Raw genomic sequence first — 21,734 nt, forward strand, 5'->3', positions numbered from 1 at the left:
GACCTAGAACGGGATGTCATCATCGAAGCTGTCATAGTCCGGCGCAGGCTGCGGAGCTGCCTGGCGCTGCGGCTGGGCCTGCTGGCGCGGAGCCTGCTGGGGCTCACGCTGCGGCCGCGGCTGGCGCGGCGCGTCGTCGGAGGAGCCGCCGCGGCTGCCGAGCAACTGCATGGTGCCATTCATGTCCACCACGATTTCGGTGGTGTAGCGCTTGACGCCGTCCTTTTCCCATTCACGGGTCTGCAGGCGGCCCTCGATGTAGCACTGCGAACCCTTGCGCAGGTACTCGCCGGCGATCTCGGCGACTTTGCCGAACAGCACGACACGGTGCCATTCGGTGCGTTCCTGGAGCTGGCCGGTCTGCTTGTCCTTCCAGCTGTCGGTGGTTGCAAGCGTGATGTTGGTCACCGCGTTGCCATTGGGCAGATAGCGGGTCTCGGGATCACCGCCCACGTTGCCGATCAAGATGACCTTATTCACCCCTCTGGCCATGGGTAACTCCTTCGGAAAAGAAATGTTTCAAGGGGCCCCAACGCATTCCGCCCGGGCGGCGGAACAGAGACCAGTGATCGCGAATGTTACCTTACCGCCCTGCCCCGGCCAACCAAGGAGCCGGAAGCAGCCAGCATTCCGGCCACTCCGTTCGATGTCGACGATGCCTCAGGCGACCAGCCGCTCGAGCGCCTGGCGGTCGACCTGCTGGCTGTCCACCTTGACGTAGGCCGCCGCCTCGTCGGCAACGATGAGCACATCGGCGACACCCTGCAGCGCCAGGAGCCGGGCCTCGAGCTCGCTGTCGGTCAGCGCCCGCCCGGACAACGGCAACCGCAGGCTGGTCACGTAAGGCGGCTCGCGCATGCCCAGCGCGACCGCCAGCCAGAGCGCACAGAGCACTGCACAACCGATGAACACGGTGCTCAGCCCGCCATGCTGGTAGAACCAGCCGCCGAGCACGCCCCCCAGCCCAGCCCCGAGGAACTGGCTGGTCGAATACACGCCCATCGCCGTGCCCTTGCCCCCCGCCGGGGCGACCTTGCTGATCAGCGATGGCAAGGATGCCTCGAGCAGGTTGAACGCGATGAAGAAGGCGACCATTCCGGCAACCAGCGTCCACAGCCGGTCGCCGAACAGCCAGAAGAACAGTTCGCACAGCAGCAGGCCGGCCACCGCCCCCAGCACGACACGCCGCATGCGACGCTTCTTTTCGCCATAGATGATGAACGGCACCATGCCGAAGAAGCCGACCAGCAACGCCGTCAGATAGACCCACCAATGCTGCTCACGGGGCAGGCCGCCCTGCTCCACCAGCGCCAATGGCAGCGCAACGAAGCTGGCCATCAGCACGGCATGCAGGGCGAGAATGGCGAAATCCAGCCGCAGCAGCTCCGGGTGCCGCAGCGTGGCGCCCAAGGCCTGGCGGGCAACGCCCGATTCGCGATGGCGAATGTGCGCCTGCGGGCGCGGCAGAAAGACAACGATCAGCGCGCCGAGCACCGCCAGCGCCGCCGTGGTCCAGAACAGTCCGGAGAGACCGAACGCCCGGGTCAGCAGCGGGCCGATGACCATCGCCACGGCGAATGACAGCCCGATGCTCATGCCGATCATGGCCATCGCCTTCGTACGATGCTGTTCACGGGTGAGATCCGACAGCAACGCCATTACCGCTGCCGAGATCGCGCCAGCCCCTTGCAGCACACGCCCGAGGATGACGCCACCTATGCTGTCGGACATAGCCGCGACGGCCGCACCAACGGCGAATATCAGCAGGCCGAAGTAGATGATCGGCAGGCGCCCGATGCGGTCTGAAAGCACGCCGAACGGAATTTGCAGCACCGCCTGGGTCAAACCATAGGCACCGATGGCAAAACCGATGAGGGCGGGCGTGGCATCCTTGAGCTCCATGCCGTAGGTCGCCAGGACCGGCAACACCATGAACATGCCGAGCATACGGAACGCGAACACCAGCGCGAGGCCGACGGCAGCACGGGTTTCGCTGGCGCTCATGCGCTCGCTGTACGGATCCGGCATGGGAAAGTATCTCGCTAGTTGAACCGGCGGCGATTCTAGCAGCCATCCCCGACTCGTCACAGGCGCGCGCTTTGCCGCGCCTTTCGCCTCGGCCTTATACTTTCGGGCTTTCGCCCGCCATGCGAGGCTGTTTTGGACAAGATCCTGATTCGTGGGGCGCGCACCCACAACCTGAAGAACATCGACCTGACCCTGCCACGTGACAAGCTGATCGTGATCACCGGCCTGTCAGGCTCGGGCAAATCATCGCTCGCCTTCGACACGCTCTACGCCGAGGGGCAGCGCCGTTACGTCGAATCGCTGTCGGCCTACGCTCGTCAGTTCCTGTCGATGATGGAGAAGCCCGACGTCGACACTATCGAAGGGCTGTCGCCGGCGATTTCCATCGAGCAGAAGTCTACCTCGCACAACCCCCGCTCGACGGTTGGCACCATCACCGAGATCTACGATTACCTGCGTTTGCTCTATGCACGGGTGGGCACGCCACGCTGTCCGGATCATGACATTCCGCTCGAAGCCCAGACCGTGAGCCAGATGGTCGACCAGGTTCTGGCATTGCCGGAGGGACGCAAGCTGATGCTGCTCGCGCCGGTGATCCGTGAGCGCAAGGGAGAGCATCTCGCCGTATTCGACGAGCTACGTGCGCAAGGCTTCGTAAGGGCGCGGGTCAATGGCAAGCTCCAGGAACTGGACGAACTGCCCAAGCTCGACAAGCAGAAGAAGCACACCATCGAGGTCGTGGTCGATCGCTTCAAGGTGCGCGCCGACCTGCAGCAGCGCCTGGCCGAATCCTTCGAGACGGCGTTGAAGCTGGCCGACGGCATCGCCCTGGTCGCCTCGATGGAAGACGATGGCGCCGAAGACCTGATCTTCTCCGCCCGCTTCGCCTGCCCGATCTGTGGTCACTCGATCAGCGAGCTCGAGCCCAAGCTGTTCTCCTTCAACAACCCGGCCGGCGCCTGCCCGACCTGTGATGGTTTGGGCGTCAAGCAGTTCTTCGACGCCAAGCGTCTGGTCAACGGCGAGCTGACGCTGGCCGAAGGCGCGATCCGTGGTTGGGACAGGCGCAACGTCTATTACTTCCAGATGCTCGGCTCGCTCGCCTCGCATTATGGCTTCAGCCTGGACGAGCCCTTCGACTCGCTGCCGGCCGAACATCAGAAGGTCGTGCTACGCGGCAGCGGACGGGAGAACGTCGAATTCCGCTACCTGAACGACCGGGGCGACATCGTTCGCCGCTCACACCCCTTCGAGGGAATCCTGCCGAACCTCGAGCGGCGCTATCGCGAAACCGAGTCCAACTCGGTGCGCGAAGAGCTGGCCAAGTACCTCAGCACCCAGCCTTGTCCCGACTGCCGGGGCACGCGGCTGCGCCGTGAAGCCAGGCATGTCTGGGTCGGCGACAAGACACTGCCGGCAGTCACCGCGCTGCCGGTCGGCGACGCGTGCGATTACTTCGGCACCCTTTCGCTCAGTGGGCGCCGCGGCGAAATCGCCGACAAGATTCTCAAGGAGATACGCGAGCGCCTGCGATTCCTGGTCAATGTCGGCCTCGACTACCTGACCCTGGATCGTAGCGCCGACACGCTGTCCGGCGGTGAAGCCCAGCGCATCCGCCTGGCCAGCCAGATCGGCGCCGGCCTGGTAGGCGTGATGTACATTCTCGACGAACCGTCCATCGGGCTGCACCAGCGCGACAACGAACGCCTGCTCGGCACGCTCACCCATCTGCGAAACCTTGGCAACACGGTCATCGTCGTCGAACACGATGAGGATGCCATTCGACTCGCCGACTACGTCGTCGATATCGGCCCCGGAGCCGGCGTTCACGGCGGAAGGGTCGTCGCCCAGGGCACGCCAGCCGAGGTGATGAACCATCCGGATTCGTTGACCGGCAAGTATCTCTCCGGCCGCGAACACATCCGCTACCCCGCTGAGCGTACGCCACGCGACGCCAAGCGCCTGCTCAAGCTCAAGGGCGCGCGAGGCAACAACCTGCAGGGGGTCGACCTGGAGATTCCGGTCGGCCTGCTGACCTGCATTACCGGTGTTTCCGGTTCCGGCAAATCGACACTGATCAACAACACGCTCTTTCCGATCGCCGCCAGCGCGCTGAATGGCGCAACCACACTGGAAGTCGCCCCCTACGACAGCTTCGATGGCCTGCAGCACCTGGACAAGGTCGTCGATATCGACCAGAGCCCGATCGGCCGCACGCCGCGCTCCAATCCTGCGACCTACACCGGACTGTTCACGCCGATCCGTGAACTGTTTGCCGGCGTGCCGGAAGCCCGCGCACGCGGCTACGGCCCTGGCCGTTTTTCCTTCAACGTCAAGGGCGGCCGCTGCGAAGCCTGCCAGGGCGACGGCGTGATCAAGGTGGAGATGCATTTCCTGCCCGACATCTACGTGCCATGCGATGTCTGCAAGGGCAAGCGCTACAACCGCGAAACCCTGGAAGTGAAGTACAAGGGCAAGAGCATCACCGAGGTGCTCGACATGACCATCGAGGAAGCGCGCGAGTTCTTCGATGCGGTACCGGCGGTGGCGCGCAAGCTGCAGACCTTGATGGACGTTGGGCTTTCCTACATCAAGCTCGGGCAGAGCGCGACGACCCTGTCGGGCGGCGAGGCGCAGCGCGTCAAGCTGTCACGCGAGCTGTCCAAGCGAGACACTGGCAAGACGCTGTATATCCTCGACGAGCCGACCACGGGCCTGCATTTCGCCGACATCCAGCAGCTGCTCGACGTCTTGCACCGGCTGCGCGACCACGGCAACACGGTCGTGGTCATCGAGCACAACCTCGACGTGATCAAGACCGCCGACTGGCTGGTGGATCTGGGGCCGGAGGGTGGTTCCCGCGGTGGCCAGATAATCGCCACCGGCACGCCGGAGGCTGTGGCGGCCAATTCCTCGTCGCACACCGGACGCTTTCTCGCACCGCTGCTCGAACGCGACCGGGCGGCGCGCTAGACCGAACCCTCACCCCCAAAAAGGAGCCCGCAGCTTAGCTGCGGGCTCTTACCTTTTACCCCCTTGTGACGCTCAGAGGCCGATCGCTGATGGCGCTATACCGAGCGCCCTGGCCACGCCGCCACCGTACGCAGGGTCCGCCAACAGGCAATGGCGGATGTGGCGAAGCTGGATGTGCCGTTCGACGCCTTGCATCGAGCGGGCCGTGTTGTCAAACAGGCGTTGCTGCTCTTCGGCGCTCATCAACCGGAACAGATTGCCGGGCTGAGTGAAGTAGTCGCTGTCATCCTCCCGGTAATCGTAACGACCGGCCGCGCCGTCGAGCGCCAGCGGCGGCTCGCTGAAGTCCGGCTGCTCGCGCCATTCGCCATAACTGTTCGGCTCGTAATGCAGGCGCCCGCCATGGTTACCATCGACACGCATCGCTCCATCCCGGTGATAGCTATGCACCGGACAGCGTGGCGCGTTGACCGGAATCTGGTGGTGGTTGACGCCCAGCCGATAGCGCTGTGCGTCGCCATAGGAGAAAAGCCGCCCCTGAAGCATGCGATCGGGCGAAAAACTGATCCCGGGCACCACATTCGCCGGGGTAAAGGCGGCCTGCTCGACATCCTGGAAGTAGTTGTCCGGGTTGCGGTTGAGCTCGAAGTACCCCACCTCGATAAGCGGATAGTCGCCATGTGGCCAGACCTTCGTCAGGTCGAACGGATGGTAAGGCAGCCGCGCTGCGTCTGCCTCCGGCATCACCTGCACGTACAGTGTCCAACGCGGGTAATCGCCCCGCTCGATCGCCTCGAACAGGTCGCGCTGCGCGCTCTCCCGATCATTTGCGATGATCGCGGCCGCTTCTGCATCGGTCAGATTCTTGATGCCCTGCTGGGTACGGAAGTGAAACTTGACCCAGTAGCGCTGGTTATCGGGGCTGATGAAGCTGTAGGTATGCGAACCGAAGCCATGCATGTGCCGATAGGAAGCCGGGATACCGCGATCACCCATGACGTAGGTAATCTGGTGCAGTGCCTCAGGCAGCCCGGTCCAGAAGTCCCAGTTGTTGTTCGCGCTGCGCATGTTGGTGCGTGGGTCGCGCTTTACCGCATGGTTGAGGTCCGGAAACTTCAACGGATCGCGGAAAAAGAACACCGGGGTATTGTTGCCGACCAGGTCCCAGTTTCCCTGCTCGGTATAGAACTTCAGCGCGAAACCGCGGATATCTCTCTCCGCATCGGCCGCGCCACGCTCACCAGCGACGGTAGAGAAGCGCGCAAACAAAGGCGTACGCTTGCCGACCTGCGAAAACAGCCGCGCCTTGCTATAGCGCGTGATGTCGGCCGTTACCACGAACTCGCCGAAAGCGCCGGAGCCCTTGGCATGCATGCGTCGCTCGGGAATGACCTCGCGGTCGAAATGCGCAAGTTTCTCCAGAAACCAGACGTCCTGCAGCAGCATCGGGCCGCGAGGACCGGCCGTCATGGAGTTCTGGTTTTCACTTACCGGCGCCCCGGCTACGGTAGTGAGTCTGGGCTTATCGGACATTGCTGCTCTCCTTGAAGTGGGCTCTGTTACCGGTCGAAACCGGTATTGGCACCATCTTAGGAACCAAGCGAAACGCCGCCCAATGATCAAGGCCTACCGATCCGATAGAGCCTCACTCTTACAAATCAGTCGTCCATAAAAAAACCGAGCACTAGGCTCGGTTCTTTTACTACCGCCGAACTTACTCGGCTGCTTCAACCGCACCGGTTACCGGGCGGTCGACCAGCTCGACGTAAGCCATCGGAGCGTTATCCCCGGCGCGGAAACCGCACTTGAGGATGCGCAGATATCCACCCTGGCGGGTGGCGTAGCGCTTGCCCAGATCGTTGAACAGCTTACCCACTGCAGCTTTCGAACGGGTGCGATCGAAAGCCAGGCGGCGATTGGCGACGCTGTCTTCCTTGGCCAGGGTGATCAGCGGCTCGGCAACGCGGCGGAGTTCCTTGGCTTTCGGGAGGGTGGTCTTGATCAGTTCGTGCTCGAACAGCGACACCGCCATGTTCTGGAACATGGCCTTGCGGTGGGCGCTGGTGCGGCTCAGATGACGGCCACTTTTACGATGACGCATGATTGCAATTCCTTACCAAACGAATAGTTCGGTTACTGGAGACGATCAGGCCGTAGCCTTGTCGTCCTTCTTGAGACTTGCCGGCGGCCAATTATCGAGGCGCATACCGAGGGACAGACCGCGCGAAGCGAGCACGTCCTTGATCTCGGTGAGCGACTTCTTACCCAGGTTCGGCGTCTTCAACAGCTCGACCTCGGTGCGCTGAATCAGATCACCGATGTAGTAGATGTTTTCTGCCTTGAGGCAGTTCGCCGAACGCACGGTGAGCTCGAGGTCGTCAACCGGACGCAACAGGATTGGATCGATCTCGTCTTCCTGTTCGACAACAACCGGCTCGCTGTCGCCCTTGAGGTCGACGAAAGCGGCAAGCTGCTGCTGCAGGATAGTTGCGGCGCGGCGGATGGCCTCTTCAGGGTCCAGCGTACCGTTGGTTTCCAGATCGATGACCAGCTTATCCAGGTTGGTGCGCTGCTCGACACGAGCGTTCTCGACCACATAAGCCACACGGCGAACCGGGCTGAAGGTCGCGTCGAGCTGAAGACGACCGATGCTACGGCTCTCGTCCTCATCGCTCTGACGTGCGTCAGCCGGCTCATAACCACGGCCGCGGACGACCTTGAGCTTCATGTTGATCGAGCCGTTAGCCGCCAGGTTGGCGATCAGGTGATCGCCATTGACGATTTCGACATCGTGATCCAGCTGGATATCGGCAGCGGTCACAGCGCCCGGGCCCTTCTTCACCAGGCTCAAGGTCACTTCATCACGGCCGTGCAGCTTGATGGCGATACCTTTGAGGTTGAGCAGGATCTCGATGACGTCTTCCTGCACGCCCTCGATCGCGCTGTACTCGTGGAGCACACCGTCGATCTCCGCCTCGACTACCGCGCAGCCAGGCATGGAGGACAACAGGATACGACGCAGCGCGTTGCCCAGGGTGTGGCCAAAACCACGCTCGAGGGGCTCGAGAGTGATCTTGGCGCGGGTCGGACTGACCACCTGCACATCGATATGGCGGGGGGTCAGGAACTCATTTACCGAACTCTGCATGGATACACCTATTTTCTAGCCCTTACTTGGAGTAGAGCTCGACAATGAGGTTTTCGTTGATGTCGGCGGACAGATCGCTGCGGGCCGGAACATTCTTGAAAACACCGCTCTTCTTGTCGGCATCCACTTCCACCCACTCGACGCGGCCACGCTGAGCGCACAGCTCGAGCGCCTGAGCGATACGCAGCTGGTTGCGGCACTTCTCACGAACAGCCACCACGTCACCGGCCTTGACCTGGAACGAAGGGATGTTGACGGTCTTGCCGTTTACGGTAATGGACTTGTGCGAAACGAGCTGACGCGACTCGGCACGAGTCGAACCGAAGCCCATGCGATAGACGACGTTGTCCAGACGGCACTCGAGCAGTTGCAGCAGGTTCTCACCGGTAGCGCCCTTACGACGGGCAGCTTCCTTGTAGTAACCACTGAACTGACGCTCGAGCACACCGTAGATACGGCGAACTTTCTGCTTCTCACGCAGCTGGGTGCCGTAATCCGACAGACGGCCACGACGCTGACCATGTACGCCAGGCGGGGTCTCGATGTTGCACTTGGATTCGAGGGCACGCGCACCGCTCTTCAGGAAAAGGTCTGTACCTTCACGACGAGACAGTTTGCACTTGGGACCAATATAACGAGCCATTCTTCACTGTCTCCTGAATTACACGCGGCGCTTCTTCGGCGGACGGCAACCGTTGTGCGGGATCGGCGTCACATCGGTAATGCTTGCGATCTTGTAACCGCAGGCGTTCAGAGCACGCACGGCGGATTCGCGACCCGGACCTGGACCCTTGACGTTCACGTCGAGGTTCTTCAGGCCGTATTCCAGAGCAGCCTGACCGGCACGCTCGGCAGCCACCTGGGCGGCGAACGGAGTGCTCTTACGGGAACCACGGAAGCCGGAGCCACCGGAGGTAGCCCAGGACAGCGCATTACCCTGACGATCAGTGATGGTCACGATAGTGTTATTGAAAGACGCGTGGATATGGGCAATCCCATCGACCACTGTCTTTTTGACTTTCTTACGAGTACGAGCAGCAGGCTTAGCCATGACTTAATTCCTGTCGATTCGCGGGCGCAATTACTTGCGGATCGGCTTACGCGGGCCCTTACGGGTGCGCGCGTTGGTCTTGGTGCGCTGACCGCGGACCGGCAGCCCACGGCGATGACGCAGGCCGCGGTAGCAGCCCAGGTCCATCAGACGCTTGATTTTCATGTTGACTTCGCGACGCAGGTCACCTTCAGTGGTGAGCTTCGCGACTTCGCCACGCAGCTGCTCGATCTGCTCGTCGGAGAGATCTTTGATCTTTGCCGCCGGATTGACGCCGGTGGCAGCGCAGATGTTCTGCGCCTGGGTGCGACCAACACCGTAGATGTAGGTCAGCGAGATAACAGTGTGCTTGTTATCCGGAATGTTGACGCCTGCAATACGGGCCATTCAGTGAAACTCCAATTGACAGCTACCCACGCCCCGGAAGCCAAGAAAAGGGCGCGAGATATTATCGCTGTAGAAACAAATATTCAACCCGGCAGCGCACTAGCTGCCGGGCGTCACACCTTCACACTCAGCCTTGGCGCTGCTTGTGACGGGGCTCTGCGCTGCAAATCACTCGCACGACGCCGTCGCGACGGATGACCTTGCAGTTACGGCACAGCTTCTTGACCGATGCACGAACTTTCATCAACCAACTCCTCGAACCTTACGAACCACTTCAGCGGAGCATGCCGCCGCCGTAGCCCTTCAGGTTGGCTTTCTTCATCAGGGAATCGTACTGGTGCGACATGAGGTGAGATTGCACCTGGGCCATGAAGTCCATGACAACCACCACCACGATCAGCAACGAGGTCCCGCCAAGGTAGAACGGCACGTTGGCTGCAACCACGAGAAACTGAGGCAGCAGACAGACAGCCGTCATGTACAGGGCGCCGAACAGGGTGAGCCGAGTCAACACGCCATCGATGTAGCGCGCCGACTGCTCGCCCGGACGAATCCCCGGGATAAACGCACCGGACTTCTTGAGGTTCTCTGCTACGTCCTTCGGGTTGAACATCAACGCCGTGTAGAAATAGCAGAAGAAAATGATACCGGCACTGAACAGCAGGATGTTGAGAGGCTGACCGGGCGCAATCGCTTGCGACAAATCAGCGAGCCAGCCCATATTCTCGGACTGCCCGAACCACTGCCCCAAAGACGCCGGAAAGAGCAAAATGCTGCTGGCGAAGATCGCAGGAATTACACCGGCCATGTTCACCTTCAACGGCAGATGGCTGGTCTGCGCTGCGAAGACCTTACGCCCCTGCTGACGCTTGGCGTAATGCACCGCGATGCGACGCTGCCCCCGCTCGATGAAGACGACGAAGCCGATGATCGCAACCGCCAGCAAGCCCACAGCGAGCAGCGCGATGATATTGATATCACCCTGCCGCGCAGACTCGAAGGACTGGCCAAGCGCACCCGGAATACCGGCAACGATCCCCGCGAAGATCAACATCGAGATGCCATTACCGATGCCGCGCTCGGTGATCTGCTCACCCAACCACATCATGAACATGGCACCCGCGACGAAGGTCGTCACGGCCACGAAGTAGAAGCCAAAGTCGCTACTGAATGCGACGCCCTGCCCCGCCAGGCCAACGGACATACCGACAGCCTGGACGATGGCGAGCGCCAGCGTACCGTAACGAGTGTATTGGCTGATCTTGCGACGACCGGCCTCGCCCTCTTTCTTCAACTGCTCCAGCTGCGGGCTGACGGCAGTCATCAGCTGCATGATGATCGATGCCGAAATGTACGGCATGATCCCCAGCGCGAAGATGCTCATCCGCTCCAGCGCACCGCCGGAGAACATGTTGAACAGACTAAGAATGGTCCCCTCGTTCTGGCGGAACAACTCGGCGAGCCTATCCGGATTGATCCCCGGAACCGGAATATGCGCCCCAATCCTGTAGACAACAATCGCCAGGAACAGGAAGCGCAAACGAGCCCAGAGTTCAGACAACCCGCCATTTGCCAGCGCGGAGAGAGCACCTTGCTTAGCCATTTAGTCCTCGAACTTACCGCCAGCTGCTTCAATCGCCGCACGCGCACCCTTGGTGGCTGCGATGCCCTTCAAGGTCAGCGCACGCCCAACCTCACCGGACAGCATGACTTTCACACGCTGCACGTTTTGGTTGATGACGTTGGCATCCTTAAGGCTCTGGAGAGTAACGACGTCACCCTCGACCTTGGCCAGCTCGGCGGTACGCACCTCAGCGCGATCCATAGCCTTGAGCGAGACAAAGCCGAACTTAGGCAGACGACGATGCAGCGGCTGCTGACCACCCTCGAAGCCAGGGGCAATCGAGCCACCGGAGCGAGAGGTCTGACCCTTGTGGCCACGGCCACCGGTTTTGCCGAGCCCGCTGCCGATACCACGGCCCGGACGCAGCTTTTCGCGACGGGCACCCGGCGCGGAACGCAGATCGTTCAGTTGCATGATTAACCCTCCACGCGGAGAAGGTAATAGGCCTTGTTGATCATGCCGCGATTCTCAGGCGTATCCTGGACCTCGACGGTATGACCAATGCGACGCAGGCCGAGACCCTTGACGCATGCCTTGTGATTAGCCAGACGGCCGTTCACGCTCTTGACCAGCGTGACTTTGACGGTGTTAGCCATGGTTAGAGAATCTCCTCGACGCTCTTGCCACGCTTGGCAGCAACAGACTCAGGCGACTGCATAGCCTTCAAACCCTTGAACGTGGCATGAACCACGTTGACCGGATTGGTCGAGCCATAGCACTTGGCCAGAACGTTCTGGACACCGGCAACTTCCAGCAGTGCGCGCATCGCGCCGCCAGCGATCACGCCGGTACCCTCGGAAGCAGGCTGCATGTAGACGCGCGAGGCGCCATGCACGGCCTTGGCCGGATACTGCAGGGTAGTCCCGTTCAACTCGACCTGAATCATGTTGCGACGGGCAGCTTCCATGGCCTTCTGGATGGCGGCGGGGACTTCGCGGGACTTGCCACGACCGAAACCAACGCGACCCTTGCCATCACCTACTACGGTCAACGCGGTAAAGGTGAAGATCCGACCACCCTTTACGGTTTTAGCGACGCGGTTAACCTGAACCAGCTTCTCAATGTAGCCTTCGTCGCGCTTTTGCTCGTTATTCGCCATAACTTAGAACTCCAGCCCGCCTTCACGAGCAGCATCAGCCAGTGCCTTCACACGACCGTGGTACTTGAAGCCAGAACGGTCGAACGCCACCTGAGTGACGCCTGCGGCCTTCGCACGCTCCGCGACCAGCTGACCAACTTTCTTGGCCGCCTCGACGTTGCCAGTGGCACCGTCGCGCAACTCCTTGTCCAAGGTCGAAGCGCTGGCCAGGACCTTGCCGCCGTCGGCCGAGAGGACCTGGGCGTAGATGTGCTGGGAAGACCGGTACACGCAAAGGCGTACGGTTTCCAGCTCGCGCATCTTCAGACGTGCCTTGCGAGCACGACGCAGACGAGTTTCTTTCTTTACGCTCATTTGCTATGCCCTACTTCTTCTTAGCTTCTTTACGACGGACAACCTCATCCGCGTAACGTACGCCCTTGCCCTTGTACGGCTCAGGACGACGGAAGTCGCGAATTTCGGCAGCCACCTGACCGACCAGCTGCTTGTCGATACCCTTGATCAGAATATCGGTCTGGCTGGGAGTCTCAGCGGTTACGCCCTGCGGAAGCTCATAATCGATCGGATGAGAGAAACCAAGAGCCAAAGAGAGCACCTGGCCTTTCGCCTGCGCCTTGTAACCGACACCGACCAGCTGAAGCTTACGCTCGAAGCCCTGACTGACGCCGATCACCATGTTATTGACCAGAGCACGCGTGGTGCCGGCCATGGCGCGAGTCTGCTGATCGCCGTTACGGGCTGCAAAGCGCAGCTCCCCGGACTCCTGCAGCACCTCAATAGAAGGATGGACATTCAGATCCAGAGCGCCCTTGGCACCCTTGACCGACAACTGCTGACCGGCGAGCTTGATCTCTACACCAGCAGGCACCTTGACGGGGTTTTTAGCAACACGAGACATGCTTTATCCCCCTTAGAACACGGTGCAGAGCACTTCGCCACCAACACCGGCAGCGCGGGCAGCACGATCAGTCATCACACCTTTATTGGTGGAAACGATCGACACACCCAGACCACCACGCACTTTCGGCAGCTGATCGACGGACTTGTACTGGCGAAGGCCAGGACGGCTTACACGCTTGAGCTCCTCGATGACCGGGCGGCCTTCGAAATACTTAAGCTCGATGGTCAGCTGCGGCTTAACATCGCTGCTGACTTGGTATCCTGCGATATAGCCTTCGCCCTGAAGAACATTGGCTACAGCCACCTTCAGCTTGGAAGACGGCATGCTTACGACGGACTTTTCGGCCATCTGGGCATTACGGATACGAGTTAGCATGTCCGCTAACGGGTCCTGCATACTCATGGGCTCTTAGCTCCTAAAACAAAAAAATAAGCCTGACGGCTCGCTTCGCAGAGCACTCACACAAAATGCGAGGCTCAGGCGAGCCGGGCATTCTAGAGACTGCTCAGAAATGAATCAAGCCCCAGAAGGGGCTTGATCGACTACTGGACAGGCCGGAACGAGCCGGCCAGCCACTTACCAGCTGGCCTTCACCAGACCCGGTACGTCACCACGCATAGCAGCCTGGCGCAGCATATTGCGCGACAGACCGAACTTGCGGTAGACGCCGTGCGGACGACCAGTCAGACGGCAGCGGTTACGCAGACGCGATGCACTCGCGTCGCGAGGCTGCTTCTGCAGTGCGACCTGGGCGTTCCAGCGCTCTTCCGGAGTGGAGTTCGGGTTAGCGATCACCGCTTTGAGAGCGGCACGCTTCTGAGCGAACTTGGCGACCAGACGCTGACGCTTCAGCTCGCGGTTCTTCATGCTTTGCTTAGCCATGTCCTACTCCGATCAATTGCGGAACGGGAAGTTGAACGCGCGCAACAGCGCACGGCCCTCTTCGTCCGAGCGGGCAGTAGTGGTCAGGGTGATATCCAGACCACGCAGAGCATCGATCTTGTCGTAATCGATTTCCGGGAAGATGATCTGCTCTTTCACACCCATGCTGTAGTTGCCACGACCATCAAAGGACTTGGCATTCAGGCCGCGGAAGTCACGCACACGCGGCAGGGAGATGGAAAGGAGGCGATCCAGGAATTCGTACATACGCTCGCGACGCAGAGTCACTTTAACGCCGATCGGCCAGCCCTCACGGACCTTGAAACCTGCGATGGACTTGCGTGCGTGCGTCACGACGCACTTCTGACCGGTGATCTTTTCAAGATCGGCAACAGCGTTCTCGATGATCTTTTTGTCACCGATAGCCTCGCCAAGCCCCATGTTCAGGGTGATCTTGGTGATACGCGGAACTTCCATCACGTTCGCAAGCTTCAGTTCTTCCTTCAGCTTCGGCGCGATTTCCTTCCGATAAACTTCTTTTAGTCGTGCCATGGTTATCTACCTAGCAGTCTCAAGCATCAACCGGCTTTTGGGTCGACTTGAAGACACGAATTTTCTTGCCGTCCTCAACCTTGAAACCAACGCGATCAGCCTTGTTGGTTTCAGCATTGAAGATGGCGACGTTAGAGGCGTGCAGAGGCGCCTCCTTCTCGACGATACCGCCCTGGATGCCGGCCATGGGGTTCGGCTTGGTATGGCGCTTGACCAGGTTGACACCACCGACGACCAGACGGTCGTCGGCGAGAACCTTGAGCACCTTACCGCGCTTGCCCTTGTCTTTGCCGGCGATGACGATGATCTCGTCGTTGCGACGAATCTTTTGCATGCGGCTACTCCTTACAGCACTTCAGGGGCAAGCGAGACGATCTTCATGAACTTCTCCGAACGAAGCTCACGAGTCACCGGCCCAAAGATACGGGTGCCGATCGGCTCCTGCTTGTTGTTCAGCAGGACCGCAGCATTGCCATCGAAGCGGATGATCGAGCCATCGGGACGACGCACACCGTGACGGGTGCGAACCACGACAGCAGTCATCACCTGACCCTTTTTCACCTTGCCACGTGGAATCGCTTCCTTGACCGTGACCTTGATGATGTCGCCGATACCGGCGTAACGACGATGGGAGCCGCCGAGCACCTTGATGCACATGACACGGCGGGCACCGCTGTTGTCAGCCACATCGAGCATGGATTGAGTCTGAATCATATAATTTCTCCGACCCCTAGCCCTTAGACTTCGACGGCGCGTTCGACGACGTCAACCAGCGTCCAGGACTTGGTCTTGGCCATCGGGCGGGTCTCACGAATGGTGACCTTGTCGCCGATGCGGCACTGATTGCTTTCATCGTGAGCGTGCAGCTTGGTCGAACGCTTCACATATTTACCGTAGATCGGGTGCTTGACGCGACGCTCGATCAGAACGGTGATGGTCTTGTCCATTTTGTCGCTGACGACGCGACCGGTCAGCGTACGGACGGTTTTCTGAGCTTCAGCCATGATCACTTACCTGCCTGCTGGTTGAGCACAGTCTTGACACGAGCGATGTCGCGCTTGACTTGCGAGAGCAGGTGAGACTGCCCCAACTGGCCAGTCGCCTTCTGCATACGCAGATTGAACTGGTCGCGCAGCAGCTCGAGCAGTTGCTCGTTCAGCTGCTGAGCGGATTTTTCACGAAGTTCATTCGCTTTCATCACATCACCGTCCGCTTAACAAAGGAGGTGGCGAGCGGCAGCTTTGCAGCAGCCAGGGCGAAAGCCTCACGCGCCAGCTCTTCGGAAACACCCTCGATCTCGTAGAGCACCTTGCCCGGCTGAATCTGGGCTACCCAGTACTCGACGCCACCCTTACCTTTACCCATCCGGACTTCCAGAGGCTTCTTGGTAACAGGCTTGTCGGGGAACACGCGAATCCAGATCTTGCCGCCACGCTTAACGTGACGAGTAAGCGCACGACGTGCCGCCTCGATCTGGCGCGCGGTCAAGCGACCACGGGATACGGACTTCAGCGCGAACTCGCCGAAGCTCACTTTGCTACCGCGCTGTGCCAGACCACGGTTGTGGCCGGTCATCTGCTTGCGGAATTTTGTACGCTTTGGTTGCAACATTTGGCGTACTCCTTATTTGGCAGCTTTTTTACGAGGAGCGGGCGCCTGCGGCTTGAGCTCTTCATGGCGGCCACCGATGACCTCACCCTTGAAGATCCAGACCTTGACACCGATCACACCGTAGGTGGTGTGCGCTTCGTAGGTGGCGTAGTCGATATCCGCACGCAGGGTGTGCAGCGGCACACGACCTTCGCGATACCATTCGGTACGGGCAATCTCGGCACCGCCAAGACGACCGCTCACCTGGATCTTGATGCCCTTGGCACCAATGCGGATGGCGTTCTGCACCGCACGCTTCATGGCGCGACGGAACATCACACGACGCTCCAGCTGCTGAGCAACGCTCTGTGCAACCAGCATGGCATCGAGTTCCGGCTTGCGGATTTCCTCGATGTTGATGTGCACCGGCACACCCATTTGCTTGGTCAGGTCCTGACGCAGCTTCTCAACATCCTCACCCTTCTTGCCGATGACGATGCCAGGGCGAGCAGTGTGGATGGTGATGCGTGCGGTTTGAGCCGGACGATGAATATCGATACGGCTTACGGACGCGCTTTTTAGTTTGTCTTGGAGGTACTCACGCACGTTCAGATCTGCAAGCAGATAATCGGCGTAGGTACGGCCGTCTGCATACCAGACGGAGGTGTGCTCCTTGACGATTCCCAGGCGAATGCCAGTGGGATGTACTTTCTGACCCATCTGATCGACTCCGTTACTTGTCCGCAACCTTGACAGTGATATGGCAAGACCGCTTGACGATGCGATCAGCGCGGCCTTTGGCCCGCGGCATGATTCGCTTAAGCGAACGCCCTTCGTTGACGAAGACGGTGGAGACCTTCAGGTCGTCCACATCAGCGCCCTCGTTGTGCTCGGCGTTAGCAACGGCCGACTCGAGCACTTTCTTCATGATTTCCGCGGCTTTCTTACTGCTGAAAGCCAGCAGGTTGAGCGCATCGCCCACCTTCTTCCCGCGGATCTGGTCGGCGACCAGGCGGGCTTTCTGGGCGGAGATGCGAGCGCCCGACAACTTAGCGGCTACTTCCATCTTTCCTTACCCCTTAGCGCTTGCCTTTCTTGTCCGCTACGTGACCACGATAGGTCCGGGTAGCAGCGAACTCGCCGAGCTTGTGGCCGACCATGTCTTCGCTCACGAGGACCGGGACGTGCTGGCGACCGTTGTGTACAGCAATGGTCAAACCGACCATCTGCGGCAGGATCATCGAACGACGCGACCAGGTTTTCACCGGCTTGCGATCGTTCTTTTCCACCGCCGCCTCGACCTTCTTCAATAGGTGAAGATCGATAAAAGGACCTTTTTTCAGAGAACGCGGCACTGTCGTATCCCTCTAGTTACTTGCGACGACGGACGATCATGTTATCGGTGCGCTTGTTGGAGCGGGTCTTCGCGCCCTTGGTCGGGAAGCCCCATGGCGACACCGGATGACGACCACCGGAGGTACGACCTTCACCACCACCGTGCGGGTGATCTACCGGGTTCATGGCAACACCACGAACGGTCGGACGCACACCACGCCAGCGCTTGGCACCGGCCTTGCCCAGAGAGCGCAGGCTGTGCTCCGAGTTGGAGACCTCGCCCAAAGTTGCACGACACTCGGCCAGCACCTTGCGCATCTCACCGGAACGCAGGCGAAGCGTCACGTAGGAGCCTTCACGAGCGACCAGCTGAGCCGAAGCACCAGCGGAACGAGCGATCTGCGCCCCCTTGCCTGGCTTGAGTTCGATACCGTGAACGGTCGAACCAACCGGGATATTACGCAGCGGCAGGCTGTTGCCAGCCTTGATCGGCGCATTGACACCGGAAACCAGCTGATCGCCAGCAGCGACACCTTTCGGCGCGATGATGTAGCGACGCTCGCCATCGGCATACTTCAGCAGCGCAATGTGAGCAGTACGGTTCGGGTCATATTCGACACGCTCGACGATGGCAGGAATGCCATCCTTGTTGCGGCGGAAATCGACCAGACGATAGTGCTGCTTATGACCACCACCGACGTGACGAGTGGTGATGCGACCGTTGTTGTTACGGCCACCGGTTTTCGACTTCTTCTCGACCAGCGGTGCGTAAGGAGCGCCTTTGTGAAGCTCCTGATTGACCACCTTGACCACAAAACGGCGGCCCGCGGAAGTCGGCTTGCATTTAACGATTGCCATGATGCACCCCTTCCTTACTCAGCACTGCTGGCGAAATCGAGATCCTGGCCCGGCTGAAGAGCGATGTACGCCTTCTTCCAGTCGTTGCGCTTGCCCAGACCGCGAGCGGTACGCTTGGTCTTGCCCTGAACATTCAGGGTATTGACGGCAGCAACCTTCACGCCGAACAGGCTTTCAACAGCCTTCTTGATTTCCAGCTTGGTTGCGTCAGTCGCAACCTTGAATACGAATTGGCTCTTGCCATCAGCCAGCACAGTTGCCTTCTCGGAGACGTGCGGACCAAGCAGAACTTTGAATACGCGTTCCTGGTTCATCCCAGCAGCTCCTCGAATTTCTTCACAGCCGACACGGTGATGAGCACCTTGTCGTAGGCAATGAGGCTGACCGGATCCGAACCCTGCACATCGCGGACATCCACGTGCGGCAGGTTGCGGGCAGCCAGATACAGGTTCTGATCAACGGCATCGGAAACGATGAGCACGTCATTCAGGCCCATGCCGCTCAGCTTGCCGGCAAGCTGCTTGGTTTTCGGCGAATCAACGGCGAAATCCTCGACAACCACCAGGCGCTCCGAACGGACCAGCTCGCTGAGGATGGAGCGCAGAGCCGCGCGATACATCTTCTTGTTGAGCTTTTGCTCATGATTCTGCGGGCGAGCAGCAAAGGTAACGCCACCGCCACGCCAGATCGGACCACGAGTAGTACCCGCACGCGCGCGACCGGTACCCTTCTGGCGCCAGGGGCGCTTACCGCCACCGGAGACATCGGAACGGCTTTTCTGCTGCTTGCTGCCCTGACGACCACCAGCCATGTAGGCAACTACAGCCTGGTGCACGAGGGTCTCGTTGAACTCGCCACCAAAGGCGCGATCGGAGACTTCGATGGCCTGAGCGCCATTAACATTCAATTGCATGTGAACTCCCCCTTAACCGCGAGCCTTGACGGCCGGACGCACGAGAACGTCGCCACCGGTCGCACCGGGCACTGCGCCCTTGACCAGCAGGAGGTTGCGCTCGGCATCGACACGCACGATTTCCAGGGACTGCACGGTTACGCGCTCGGCGCCCATGTGCCCGGACATCTTTTTGCCCTTGAATACACGACCAGGAGTCTGGCACTGACCGATGGATCCCGGGACGCGGTGGGATACGGAGTTACCGTGGGTATTGTCCTGACCACGGAAATTCCAGCGCTTGATGGTACCGGCAAAGCCTTTACCCTTGGACTGACCGGTGACATCCACCAGCTGTCCTGCCTGAAAGATTTCCGCCTTGATTTCGTCACCAGCCTGGTATTCGCCGTCTTCCAGACGAAACTCCAGAACGGCGCGACCTGCAGCGACATTCGCCTTAGCGAAGTGACCGGCCTGCGCCTTGGTCACACGGGAAGCACGACGCTCACCAACGGTAACCTGCACCGCACGGTAGCCATCGCTTTCTTCGTTCTTGAACTGGGTGACGCGATTCGGCTCGATCTCGATGACCGTAACCGGAATAGAGACACCTTCTTCGGTGAAGATGCGGGTCATGCCGCACTTACGACCGACTACACCAATAGTCATTTTAAAACCTCTTGAGTGTACGGGGCTTTCACCCGCTATGGCCGCCCATTTCAGAGCGTTACACGACTAAAACAGAGCGTTTTAGCCGAGGCTGATCTGCACTTCCACGCCAGCCGCAAGATCGAGCTTCATCAGCGCATCGACCGTCTTATCGGTCGGCTGAACGATGTCCAGCACACGCTTGTGGGTTCGAATTTCATACTGATCACGCGCGTCTTTGTTGACGTGCGGAGAAATCAGCACAGTGAACCGCTCTTTGCGGGTTGGCAGCGGAATCGGACCACGCACCTGAGCACCAGTACGTTTCGCGGTCTCCACGATTTCCTGGGTTGATTGATCGATCAGGCGATGGTCAAAAGCCTTCAACCGAATACGGATTTGTTGGTTTTGCATTTTGACCTCAGACTCCAATTAGCCATCCCTACCAGACGAAAACGCCTGATAAAAGGAGGCGCAATTGTACGGATGCGTCCAGGGGGTGTCAATAAATGACCAGCAATAGAAAAGGGCCCCCGAAGGGGCCCTTTTCCAGACTCACCGAACTTATTCGATGACCTTGGCGACCACGCCGGCACCAACGGTACGACCGCCTTCGCGAATAGCGAAGCGCAGGCCGTCTTCCATGGCGATCGGCTTGATCAGGGTGACAACCATCTTGATGTTGTCGCCCGGCATAACCATCTCAACGCCTTCCGGCAGTTCGCACGAACCGGTCACGTCGGTGGTACGGAAGTAGAACTGCGGACGGTAGCCCTTGAAGAACGGGGTGTGACGACCACCTTCTTCCTTGGACAGCACGTACACTTCCGCCTCGAACTTGGTGTGCGGCTTGATGGTGCCCGGCTTGGCCAGAACCTGACCACGCTCGACCTCGTCACGCTTGGTGCCACGCAGCAGCACACCGCAGTTCTCGCCCGCACGACCTTCGTCGAGCAGCTTGCGGAACATCTCGACACCCGTACAGGTAGTCTTGGTGGTCGGACGCAGACCAACGATTTCGATCTCCTCCTGCACCTTGATGATGCCGCGCTCGACACGACCGGTAACCACGGTACCGCGACCGGAGATCGAGAACACGTCTTCGATCGGCATCAGGAACGGCTTGTCGATAGCACGCACCGGCTCCGGAATGTAGCTGTCCAGAGTCTCGACCAGCTTCTTGACGGCAGTGGTGCCCAGGCCGTTCTCGTCTTCGCCGTTCAGCGCCATCAGCGCAGAGCCAACGATGATCGGGGTGTCGTCGCCCGGGAAGTCATAGGTGGACAGCAGGTCGCGAACTTCCATCTCGACCAGTTCCAGCAGCTCGGCGTCGTCGACCATGTCGGCCTTGTTCAGGAACACGACGATGTAGGGAACACCTACCTGACGGGACAGCAGGATGTGCTCACGCGTTTGCGGCATGGGGCCGTCAGCAGCCGAGCAAACCAGGATCGCGCCGTCCATCTGGGCAGCACCGGTGATCATGTTCTTCACGTAGTCGGCGTGACCCGGGCAGTCAACGTGCGCGTAGTGACGAACGTTCGAGTCGTACTCTACGTGAGCGGTGTTGATGGTGATACCACGAGCCTTCTCTTCCGGCGCGCTGTCGATCTTGTCGAAGTCGACGCGAGCGGAACCGAACACTTCCGAGCACACGCGGGTCAGCGCAGCGGTCAGAGTGGTCTTGCCATGGTCAACGTGACCGATGGTGCCGACGTTGACGTGCGGTTTGTTACGTTCGAATTTTTCCTTAGCCACGACAGTAA

At 59.9% G+C, this 21,734-nt stretch carries 33 protein-coding genes; 1 reads left to right on the top strand and 32 read right to left on the bottom strand.

Annotated features, from left to right (window positions below; genetic code table 11):
• Nucleotides 1-3: 3 nt before the first annotated feature.
• Together AC0KXH_RS16520 and AC0KXH_RS16525 are read right to left on the bottom strand one after the other, a co-directional pair.
• Nucleotides 4-492, bottom strand: a complete 489-nt coding sequence (locus tag AC0KXH_RS16520) for a single-stranded DNA-binding protein (protein WP_041110253.1) — start codon at nucleotides 490-492, stop codon at nucleotides 4-6.
• 168 nt (nucleotides 493-660) lie between these two features.
• Nucleotides 661-2,028: an MFS transporter gene (locus AC0KXH_RS16525; RefSeq protein ID WP_488223732.1), complete on the bottom strand. Its 1,368-nt coding sequence runs from the start codon at nucleotides 2,026-2,028 to the stop codon at nucleotides 661-663.
• A gap of 132 nt (nucleotides 2,029-2,160) precedes the next feature.
• On the opposite strand from AC0KXH_RS16525, the gene uvrA reads away from it, so the two are divergent.
• On the top strand, nucleotides 2,161-5,001 hold the full coding sequence (gene uvrA, locus AC0KXH_RS16530; protein WP_488223733.1) for an excinuclease ABC subunit UvrA: 2,841 nt from the start codon (nucleotides 2,161-2,163) through the stop codon (nucleotides 4,999-5,001).
• A 72-nt stretch (nucleotides 5,002-5,073) separates the two neighbouring features.
• Here the strand turns inward: uvrA and AC0KXH_RS16535 are convergent, their stop codons facing one another.
• The 30 genes from AC0KXH_RS16535 to tuf form a co-directional block, all read right to left on the bottom strand.
• Nucleotides 5,074-6,534 (bottom strand): catalase, encoded by a 1,461-nt coding sequence (locus tag AC0KXH_RS16535; RefSeq protein ID WP_061337275.1) that lies wholly within the window; start codon nucleotides 6,532-6,534, stop codon nucleotides 5,074-5,076.
• Nucleotides 6,535-6,715: 181 nt separating this feature from the next.
• Entirely contained in the window at nucleotides 6,716-7,102 is a 387-nt protein-coding gene (gene rplQ / locus AC0KXH_RS16540) for a 50S ribosomal protein L17 (RefSeq protein ID WP_061337274.1), read from the bottom strand.
• 45 nt (nucleotides 7,103-7,147) lie between these two features.
• Nucleotides 7,148-8,149 carry a DNA-directed RNA polymerase subunit alpha gene (locus tag AC0KXH_RS16545; protein WP_041110249.1) on the bottom strand — a complete coding sequence of 334 codons (1,002 nt, stop codon included), beginning with the start codon at nucleotides 8,147-8,149 and terminating at the stop codon, nucleotides 7,148-7,150.
• Between the two features lie 22 nt (nucleotides 8,150-8,171).
• Nucleotides 8,172-8,792: a 30S ribosomal protein S4 gene (rpsD, locus tag AC0KXH_RS16550; RefSeq protein ID WP_041110248.1), complete on the bottom strand. Its 621-nt coding sequence runs from the start codon at nucleotides 8,790-8,792 to the stop codon at nucleotides 8,172-8,174.
• Nucleotides 8,793-8,810: 18 nt separating this feature from the next.
• The gene (gene rpsK / locus AC0KXH_RS16555; protein ID WP_021702690.1) at nucleotides 8,811-9,200 is read right to left on the bottom strand and encodes a 30S ribosomal protein S11; all 390 of its coding nucleotides are present in this window, start codon (nucleotides 9,198-9,200) and stop codon (nucleotides 8,811-8,813) included.
• 30 nt (nucleotides 9,201-9,230) lie between these two features.
• Nucleotides 9,231-9,587, bottom strand: coding sequence for a 30S ribosomal protein S13 (rpsM, locus tag AC0KXH_RS16560; protein ID WP_041110247.1), 357 nt, complete (start codon nucleotides 9,585-9,587; stop codon nucleotides 9,231-9,233).
• Nucleotides 9,588-9,714: 127 nt separating this feature from the next.
• A complete protein-coding gene (gene rpmJ, locus AC0KXH_RS16565) occupies nucleotides 9,715-9,831 on the bottom strand; it encodes a 50S ribosomal protein L36 (protein WP_043217073.1) in 117 nt (38 codons plus the stop codon).
• Between the two features lie 30 nt (nucleotides 9,832-9,861).
• Nucleotides 9,862-11,190: a preprotein translocase subunit SecY gene (gene secY, locus AC0KXH_RS16570; protein ID WP_041110246.1), complete on the bottom strand. Its 1,329-nt coding sequence runs from the start codon at nucleotides 11,188-11,190 to the stop codon at nucleotides 9,862-9,864.
• A complete protein-coding gene (rplO, locus tag AC0KXH_RS16575; RefSeq protein WP_041110245.1) occupies nucleotides 11,191-11,625 on the bottom strand; it encodes a 50S ribosomal protein L15 in 435 nt (144 codons plus the stop codon).
• Nucleotides 11,626-11,627: 2 nt separating this feature from the next.
• Nucleotides 11,628-11,807: a 50S ribosomal protein L30 gene (gene rpmD / locus AC0KXH_RS16580; RefSeq protein WP_041110244.1), complete on the bottom strand. Its 180-nt coding sequence runs from the start codon at nucleotides 11,805-11,807 to the stop codon at nucleotides 11,628-11,630.
• A 2-nt stretch (nucleotides 11,808-11,809) separates the two neighbouring features.
• Nucleotides 11,810-12,310 (bottom strand): 30S ribosomal protein S5, encoded by a 501-nt coding sequence (rpsE, locus tag AC0KXH_RS16585; RefSeq protein ID WP_041110243.1) that lies wholly within the window; start codon nucleotides 12,308-12,310, stop codon nucleotides 11,810-11,812.
• A 3-nt stretch (nucleotides 12,311-12,313) separates the two neighbouring features.
• A complete protein-coding gene (gene rplR, locus AC0KXH_RS16590; protein ID WP_037043286.1) occupies nucleotides 12,314-12,664 on the bottom strand; it encodes a 50S ribosomal protein L18 in 351 nt (116 codons plus the stop codon).
• Between the two features lie 10 nt (nucleotides 12,665-12,674).
• On the bottom strand, nucleotides 12,675-13,208 hold the full coding sequence (gene rplF, locus AC0KXH_RS16595; protein WP_312764314.1) for a 50S ribosomal protein L6: 534 nt from the start codon (nucleotides 13,206-13,208) through the stop codon (nucleotides 12,675-12,677).
• Between the two features lie 12 nt (nucleotides 13,209-13,220).
• Nucleotides 13,221-13,613 (bottom strand): 30S ribosomal protein S8, encoded by a 393-nt coding sequence (rpsH, locus tag AC0KXH_RS16600; protein WP_041110241.1) that lies wholly within the window; start codon nucleotides 13,611-13,613, stop codon nucleotides 13,221-13,223.
• Between the two features lie 174 nt (nucleotides 13,614-13,787).
• On the bottom strand, nucleotides 13,788-14,093 hold the full coding sequence (gene rpsN / locus AC0KXH_RS16605; RefSeq protein ID WP_041110240.1) for a 30S ribosomal protein S14: 306 nt from the start codon (nucleotides 14,091-14,093) through the stop codon (nucleotides 13,788-13,790).
• A 12-nt stretch (nucleotides 14,094-14,105) separates the two neighbouring features.
• Complete coding sequence (gene rplE / locus AC0KXH_RS16610; RefSeq protein WP_041110239.1) at nucleotides 14,106-14,645, bottom strand: 50S ribosomal protein L5; 540 nt, start codon at nucleotides 14,643-14,645, stop codon at nucleotides 14,106-14,108.
• Nucleotides 14,646-14,664: 19 nt separating this feature from the next.
• The gene (rplX, locus tag AC0KXH_RS16615; protein WP_041110238.1) at nucleotides 14,665-14,979 is read right to left on the bottom strand and encodes a 50S ribosomal protein L24; all 315 of its coding nucleotides are present in this window, start codon (nucleotides 14,977-14,979) and stop codon (nucleotides 14,665-14,667) included.
• An 11-nt stretch (nucleotides 14,980-14,990) separates the two neighbouring features.
• The gene (gene rplN / locus AC0KXH_RS16620; protein WP_003289207.1) at nucleotides 14,991-15,359 is read right to left on the bottom strand and encodes a 50S ribosomal protein L14; all 369 of its coding nucleotides are present in this window, start codon (nucleotides 15,357-15,359) and stop codon (nucleotides 14,991-14,993) included.
• Nucleotides 15,360-15,382: 23 nt separating this feature from the next.
• Entirely contained in the window at nucleotides 15,383-15,649 is a 267-nt protein-coding gene (gene rpsQ / locus AC0KXH_RS16625; RefSeq protein ID WP_041110275.1) for a 30S ribosomal protein S17, read from the bottom strand.
• A 2-nt stretch (nucleotides 15,650-15,651) separates the two neighbouring features.
• Complete coding sequence (gene rpmC, locus AC0KXH_RS16630) at nucleotides 15,652-15,843, bottom strand: 50S ribosomal protein L29 (protein ID WP_003289209.1); 192 nt, start codon at nucleotides 15,841-15,843, stop codon at nucleotides 15,652-15,654.
• Complete coding sequence (gene rplP, locus AC0KXH_RS16635; protein WP_041110237.1) at nucleotides 15,843-16,256, bottom strand: 50S ribosomal protein L16; 414 nt, start codon at nucleotides 16,254-16,256, stop codon at nucleotides 15,843-15,845. The genes rpmC and rplP overlap by 1 nt, the downstream gene beginning before the upstream one ends.
• Nucleotides 16,257-16,268: 12 nt before the next feature.
• Nucleotides 16,269-16,955, bottom strand: a complete 687-nt coding sequence (gene rpsC, locus AC0KXH_RS16640; RefSeq protein ID WP_041110236.1) for a 30S ribosomal protein S3 — start codon at nucleotides 16,953-16,955, stop codon at nucleotides 16,269-16,271.
• A gap of 13 nt (nucleotides 16,956-16,968) precedes the next feature.
• A complete protein-coding gene (rplV, locus tag AC0KXH_RS16645; protein WP_003304070.1) occupies nucleotides 16,969-17,301 on the bottom strand; it encodes a 50S ribosomal protein L22 in 333 nt (110 codons plus the stop codon).
• 13 nt (nucleotides 17,302-17,314) lie between these two features.
• A complete protein-coding gene (gene rpsS / locus AC0KXH_RS16650) occupies nucleotides 17,315-17,590 on the bottom strand; it encodes a 30S ribosomal protein S19 (RefSeq protein ID WP_003293029.1) in 276 nt (91 codons plus the stop codon).
• A 16-nt stretch (nucleotides 17,591-17,606) separates the two neighbouring features.
• Nucleotides 17,607-18,428 carry a 50S ribosomal protein L2 gene (gene rplB / locus AC0KXH_RS16655; protein WP_041110235.1) on the bottom strand — a complete coding sequence of 274 codons (822 nt, stop codon included), beginning with the start codon at nucleotides 18,426-18,428 and terminating at the stop codon, nucleotides 17,607-17,609.
• A gap of 14 nt (nucleotides 18,429-18,442) precedes the next feature.
• Entirely contained in the window at nucleotides 18,443-18,742 is a 300-nt protein-coding gene (gene rplW / locus AC0KXH_RS16660) for a 50S ribosomal protein L23 (RefSeq protein WP_041110234.1), read from the bottom strand.
• Nucleotides 18,739-19,341, bottom strand: a complete 603-nt coding sequence (gene rplD, locus AC0KXH_RS16665) for a 50S ribosomal protein L4 (protein WP_313329220.1) — start codon at nucleotides 19,339-19,341, stop codon at nucleotides 18,739-18,741. The genes rplW and rplD overlap by 4 nt, the downstream gene beginning before the upstream one ends.
• Before the next feature lie 12 nt (nucleotides 19,342-19,353).
• Nucleotides 19,354-19,989 carry a 50S ribosomal protein L3 gene (gene rplC / locus AC0KXH_RS16670; RefSeq protein ID WP_041110232.1) on the bottom strand — a complete coding sequence of 212 codons (636 nt, stop codon included), beginning with the start codon at nucleotides 19,987-19,989 and terminating at the stop codon, nucleotides 19,354-19,356.
• Between the two features lie 81 nt (nucleotides 19,990-20,070).
• Complete coding sequence (gene rpsJ, locus AC0KXH_RS16675; protein ID WP_003103876.1) at nucleotides 20,071-20,382, bottom strand: 30S ribosomal protein S10; 312 nt, start codon at nucleotides 20,380-20,382, stop codon at nucleotides 20,071-20,073.
• Between the two features lie 150 nt (nucleotides 20,383-20,532).
• Nucleotides 20,533-21,726, bottom strand: a complete 1,194-nt coding sequence (gene tuf / locus AC0KXH_RS16680; protein WP_043222062.1) for an elongation factor Tu — start codon at nucleotides 21,724-21,726, stop codon at nucleotides 20,533-20,535.
• Nucleotides 21,727-21,734: the final 8 nt, after the last annotated feature.

It is taken from the genome of Stutzerimonas sp. CXK-1 (assembly GCF_057738225.1).

Coding starts and splice junctions, on each gene's coding strand:
- rplR (WP_037043286.1), bottom strand. CDS start 12,664: ATGAGCGTAAAGAAAGAAACTCGTCTGCGTCGTGCTCGCAAGGCACGT.
- rplE (WP_041110239.1), bottom strand. CDS start 14,645: ATGGCACGACTAAAAGAAGTTTATCGGAAGGAAATCGCGCCGAAGCTG.
- rplW (WP_041110234.1), bottom strand. CDS start 18,742: ATGAACCAGGAACGCGTATTCAAAGTTCTGCTTGGTCCGCACGTCTCC.
- rplB (WP_041110235.1), bottom strand. CDS start 18,428: ATGGCAATCGTTAAATGCAAGCCGACTTCCGCGGGCCGCCGTTTTGTG.
- rplP (WP_041110237.1), bottom strand. CDS start 16,256: ATGTTGCAACCAAAGCGTACAAAATTCCGCAAGCAGATGACCGGCCAC.
- AC0KXH_RS16520 (WP_041110253.1), bottom strand. CDS start 492: ATGGCCAGAGGGGTGAATAAGGTCATCTTGATCGGCAACGTGGGCGGT.
- AC0KXH_RS16535 (WP_061337275.1), bottom strand. CDS start 6,534: ATGTCCGATAAGCCCAGACTCACTACCGTAGCCGGGGCGCCGGTAAGT.
- rplO (WP_041110245.1), bottom strand. CDS start 11,625: ATGCAACTGAACGATCTGCGTTCCGCGCCGGGTGCCCGTCGCGAAAAG.
- rpmC (WP_003289209.1), bottom strand. CDS start 15,843: ATGAAAGCGAATGAACTTCGTGAAAAATCCGCTCAGCAGCTGAACGAG.
- rpsH (WP_041110241.1), bottom strand. CDS start 13,613: ATGAGTATGCAGGACCCGTTAGCGGACATGCTAACTCGTATCCGTAAT.
- rpmD (WP_041110244.1), bottom strand. CDS start 11,807: ATGGCTAACACCGTCAAAGTCACGCTGGTCAAGAGCGTGAACGGCCGT.
- rpsE (WP_041110243.1), bottom strand. CDS start 12,310: ATGGCGAATAACGAGCAAAAGCGCGACGAAGGCTACATTGAGAAGCTG.
- rpsD (WP_041110248.1), bottom strand. CDS start 8,792: ATGGCTCGTTATATTGGTCCCAAGTGCAAACTGTCTCGTCGTGAAGGT.
- rplQ (WP_061337274.1), bottom strand. CDS start 7,102: ATGCGTCATCGTAAAAGTGGCCGTCATCTGAGCCGCACCAGCGCCCAC.
- rpsM (WP_041110247.1), bottom strand. CDS start 9,587: ATGGCCCGTATTGCAGGCGTCAACATTCCGGATAACAAGCACACTGTT.
- AC0KXH_RS16525 (WP_488223732.1), bottom strand. CDS start 2,028: ATGCCGGATCCGTACAGCGAGCGCATGAGCGCCAGCGAAACCCGTGCT.
- rplV (WP_003304070.1), bottom strand. CDS start 17,301: ATGGAAGTAGCCGCTAAGTTGTCGGGCGCTCGCATCTCCGCCCAGAAA.
- rpsQ (WP_041110275.1), bottom strand. CDS start 15,649: ATGGCTGAAGCTCAGAAAACCGTCCGTACGCTGACCGGTCGCGTCGTC.
- rplX (WP_041110238.1), bottom strand. CDS start 14,979: ATGCAAAAGATTCGTCGCAACGACGAGATCATCGTCATCGCCGGCAAA.
- AC0KXH_RS16545 (WP_041110249.1), bottom strand. CDS start 8,149: ATGCAGAGTTCGGTAAATGAGTTCCTGACCCCCCGCCATATCGATGTG.
- rpsN (WP_041110240.1), bottom strand. CDS start 14,093: ATGGCTAAGCAAAGCATGAAGAACCGCGAGCTGAAGCGTCAGCGTCTG.
- rplD (WP_313329220.1), bottom strand. CDS start 19,341: ATGCAATTGAATGTTAATGGCGCTCAGGCCATCGAAGTCTCCGATCGC.
- secY (WP_041110246.1), bottom strand. CDS start 11,190: ATGGCTAAGCAAGGTGCTCTCTCCGCGCTGGCAAATGGCGGGTTGTCT.
- rpsK (WP_021702690.1), bottom strand. CDS start 9,200: ATGGCTAAGCCTGCTGCTCGTACTCGTAAGAAAGTCAAAAAGACAGTG.
- rpsC (WP_041110236.1), bottom strand. CDS start 16,955: ATGGGTCAGAAAGTACATCCCACTGGCATTCGCCTGGGAATCGTCAAG.
- rplC (WP_041110232.1), bottom strand. CDS start 19,989: ATGACTATTGGTGTAGTCGGTCGTAAGTGCGGCATGACCCGCATCTTC.
- rplF (WP_312764314.1), bottom strand. CDS start 13,208: ATGTCTCGTGTTGCTAAAAACCCCGTCAAGGTGCCTGCTGGTGTAGAG.
- rpmJ (WP_043217073.1), bottom strand. CDS start 9,831: ATGAAAGTTCGTGCATCGGTCAAGAAGCTGTGCCGTAACTGCAAGGTC.
- rplN (WP_003289207.1), bottom strand. CDS start 15,359: ATGATTCAGACTCAATCCATGCTCGATGTGGCTGACAACAGCGGTGCC.
- rpsJ (WP_003103876.1), bottom strand. CDS start 20,382: ATGCAAAACCAACAAATCCGTATTCGGTTGAAGGCTTTTGACCATCGC.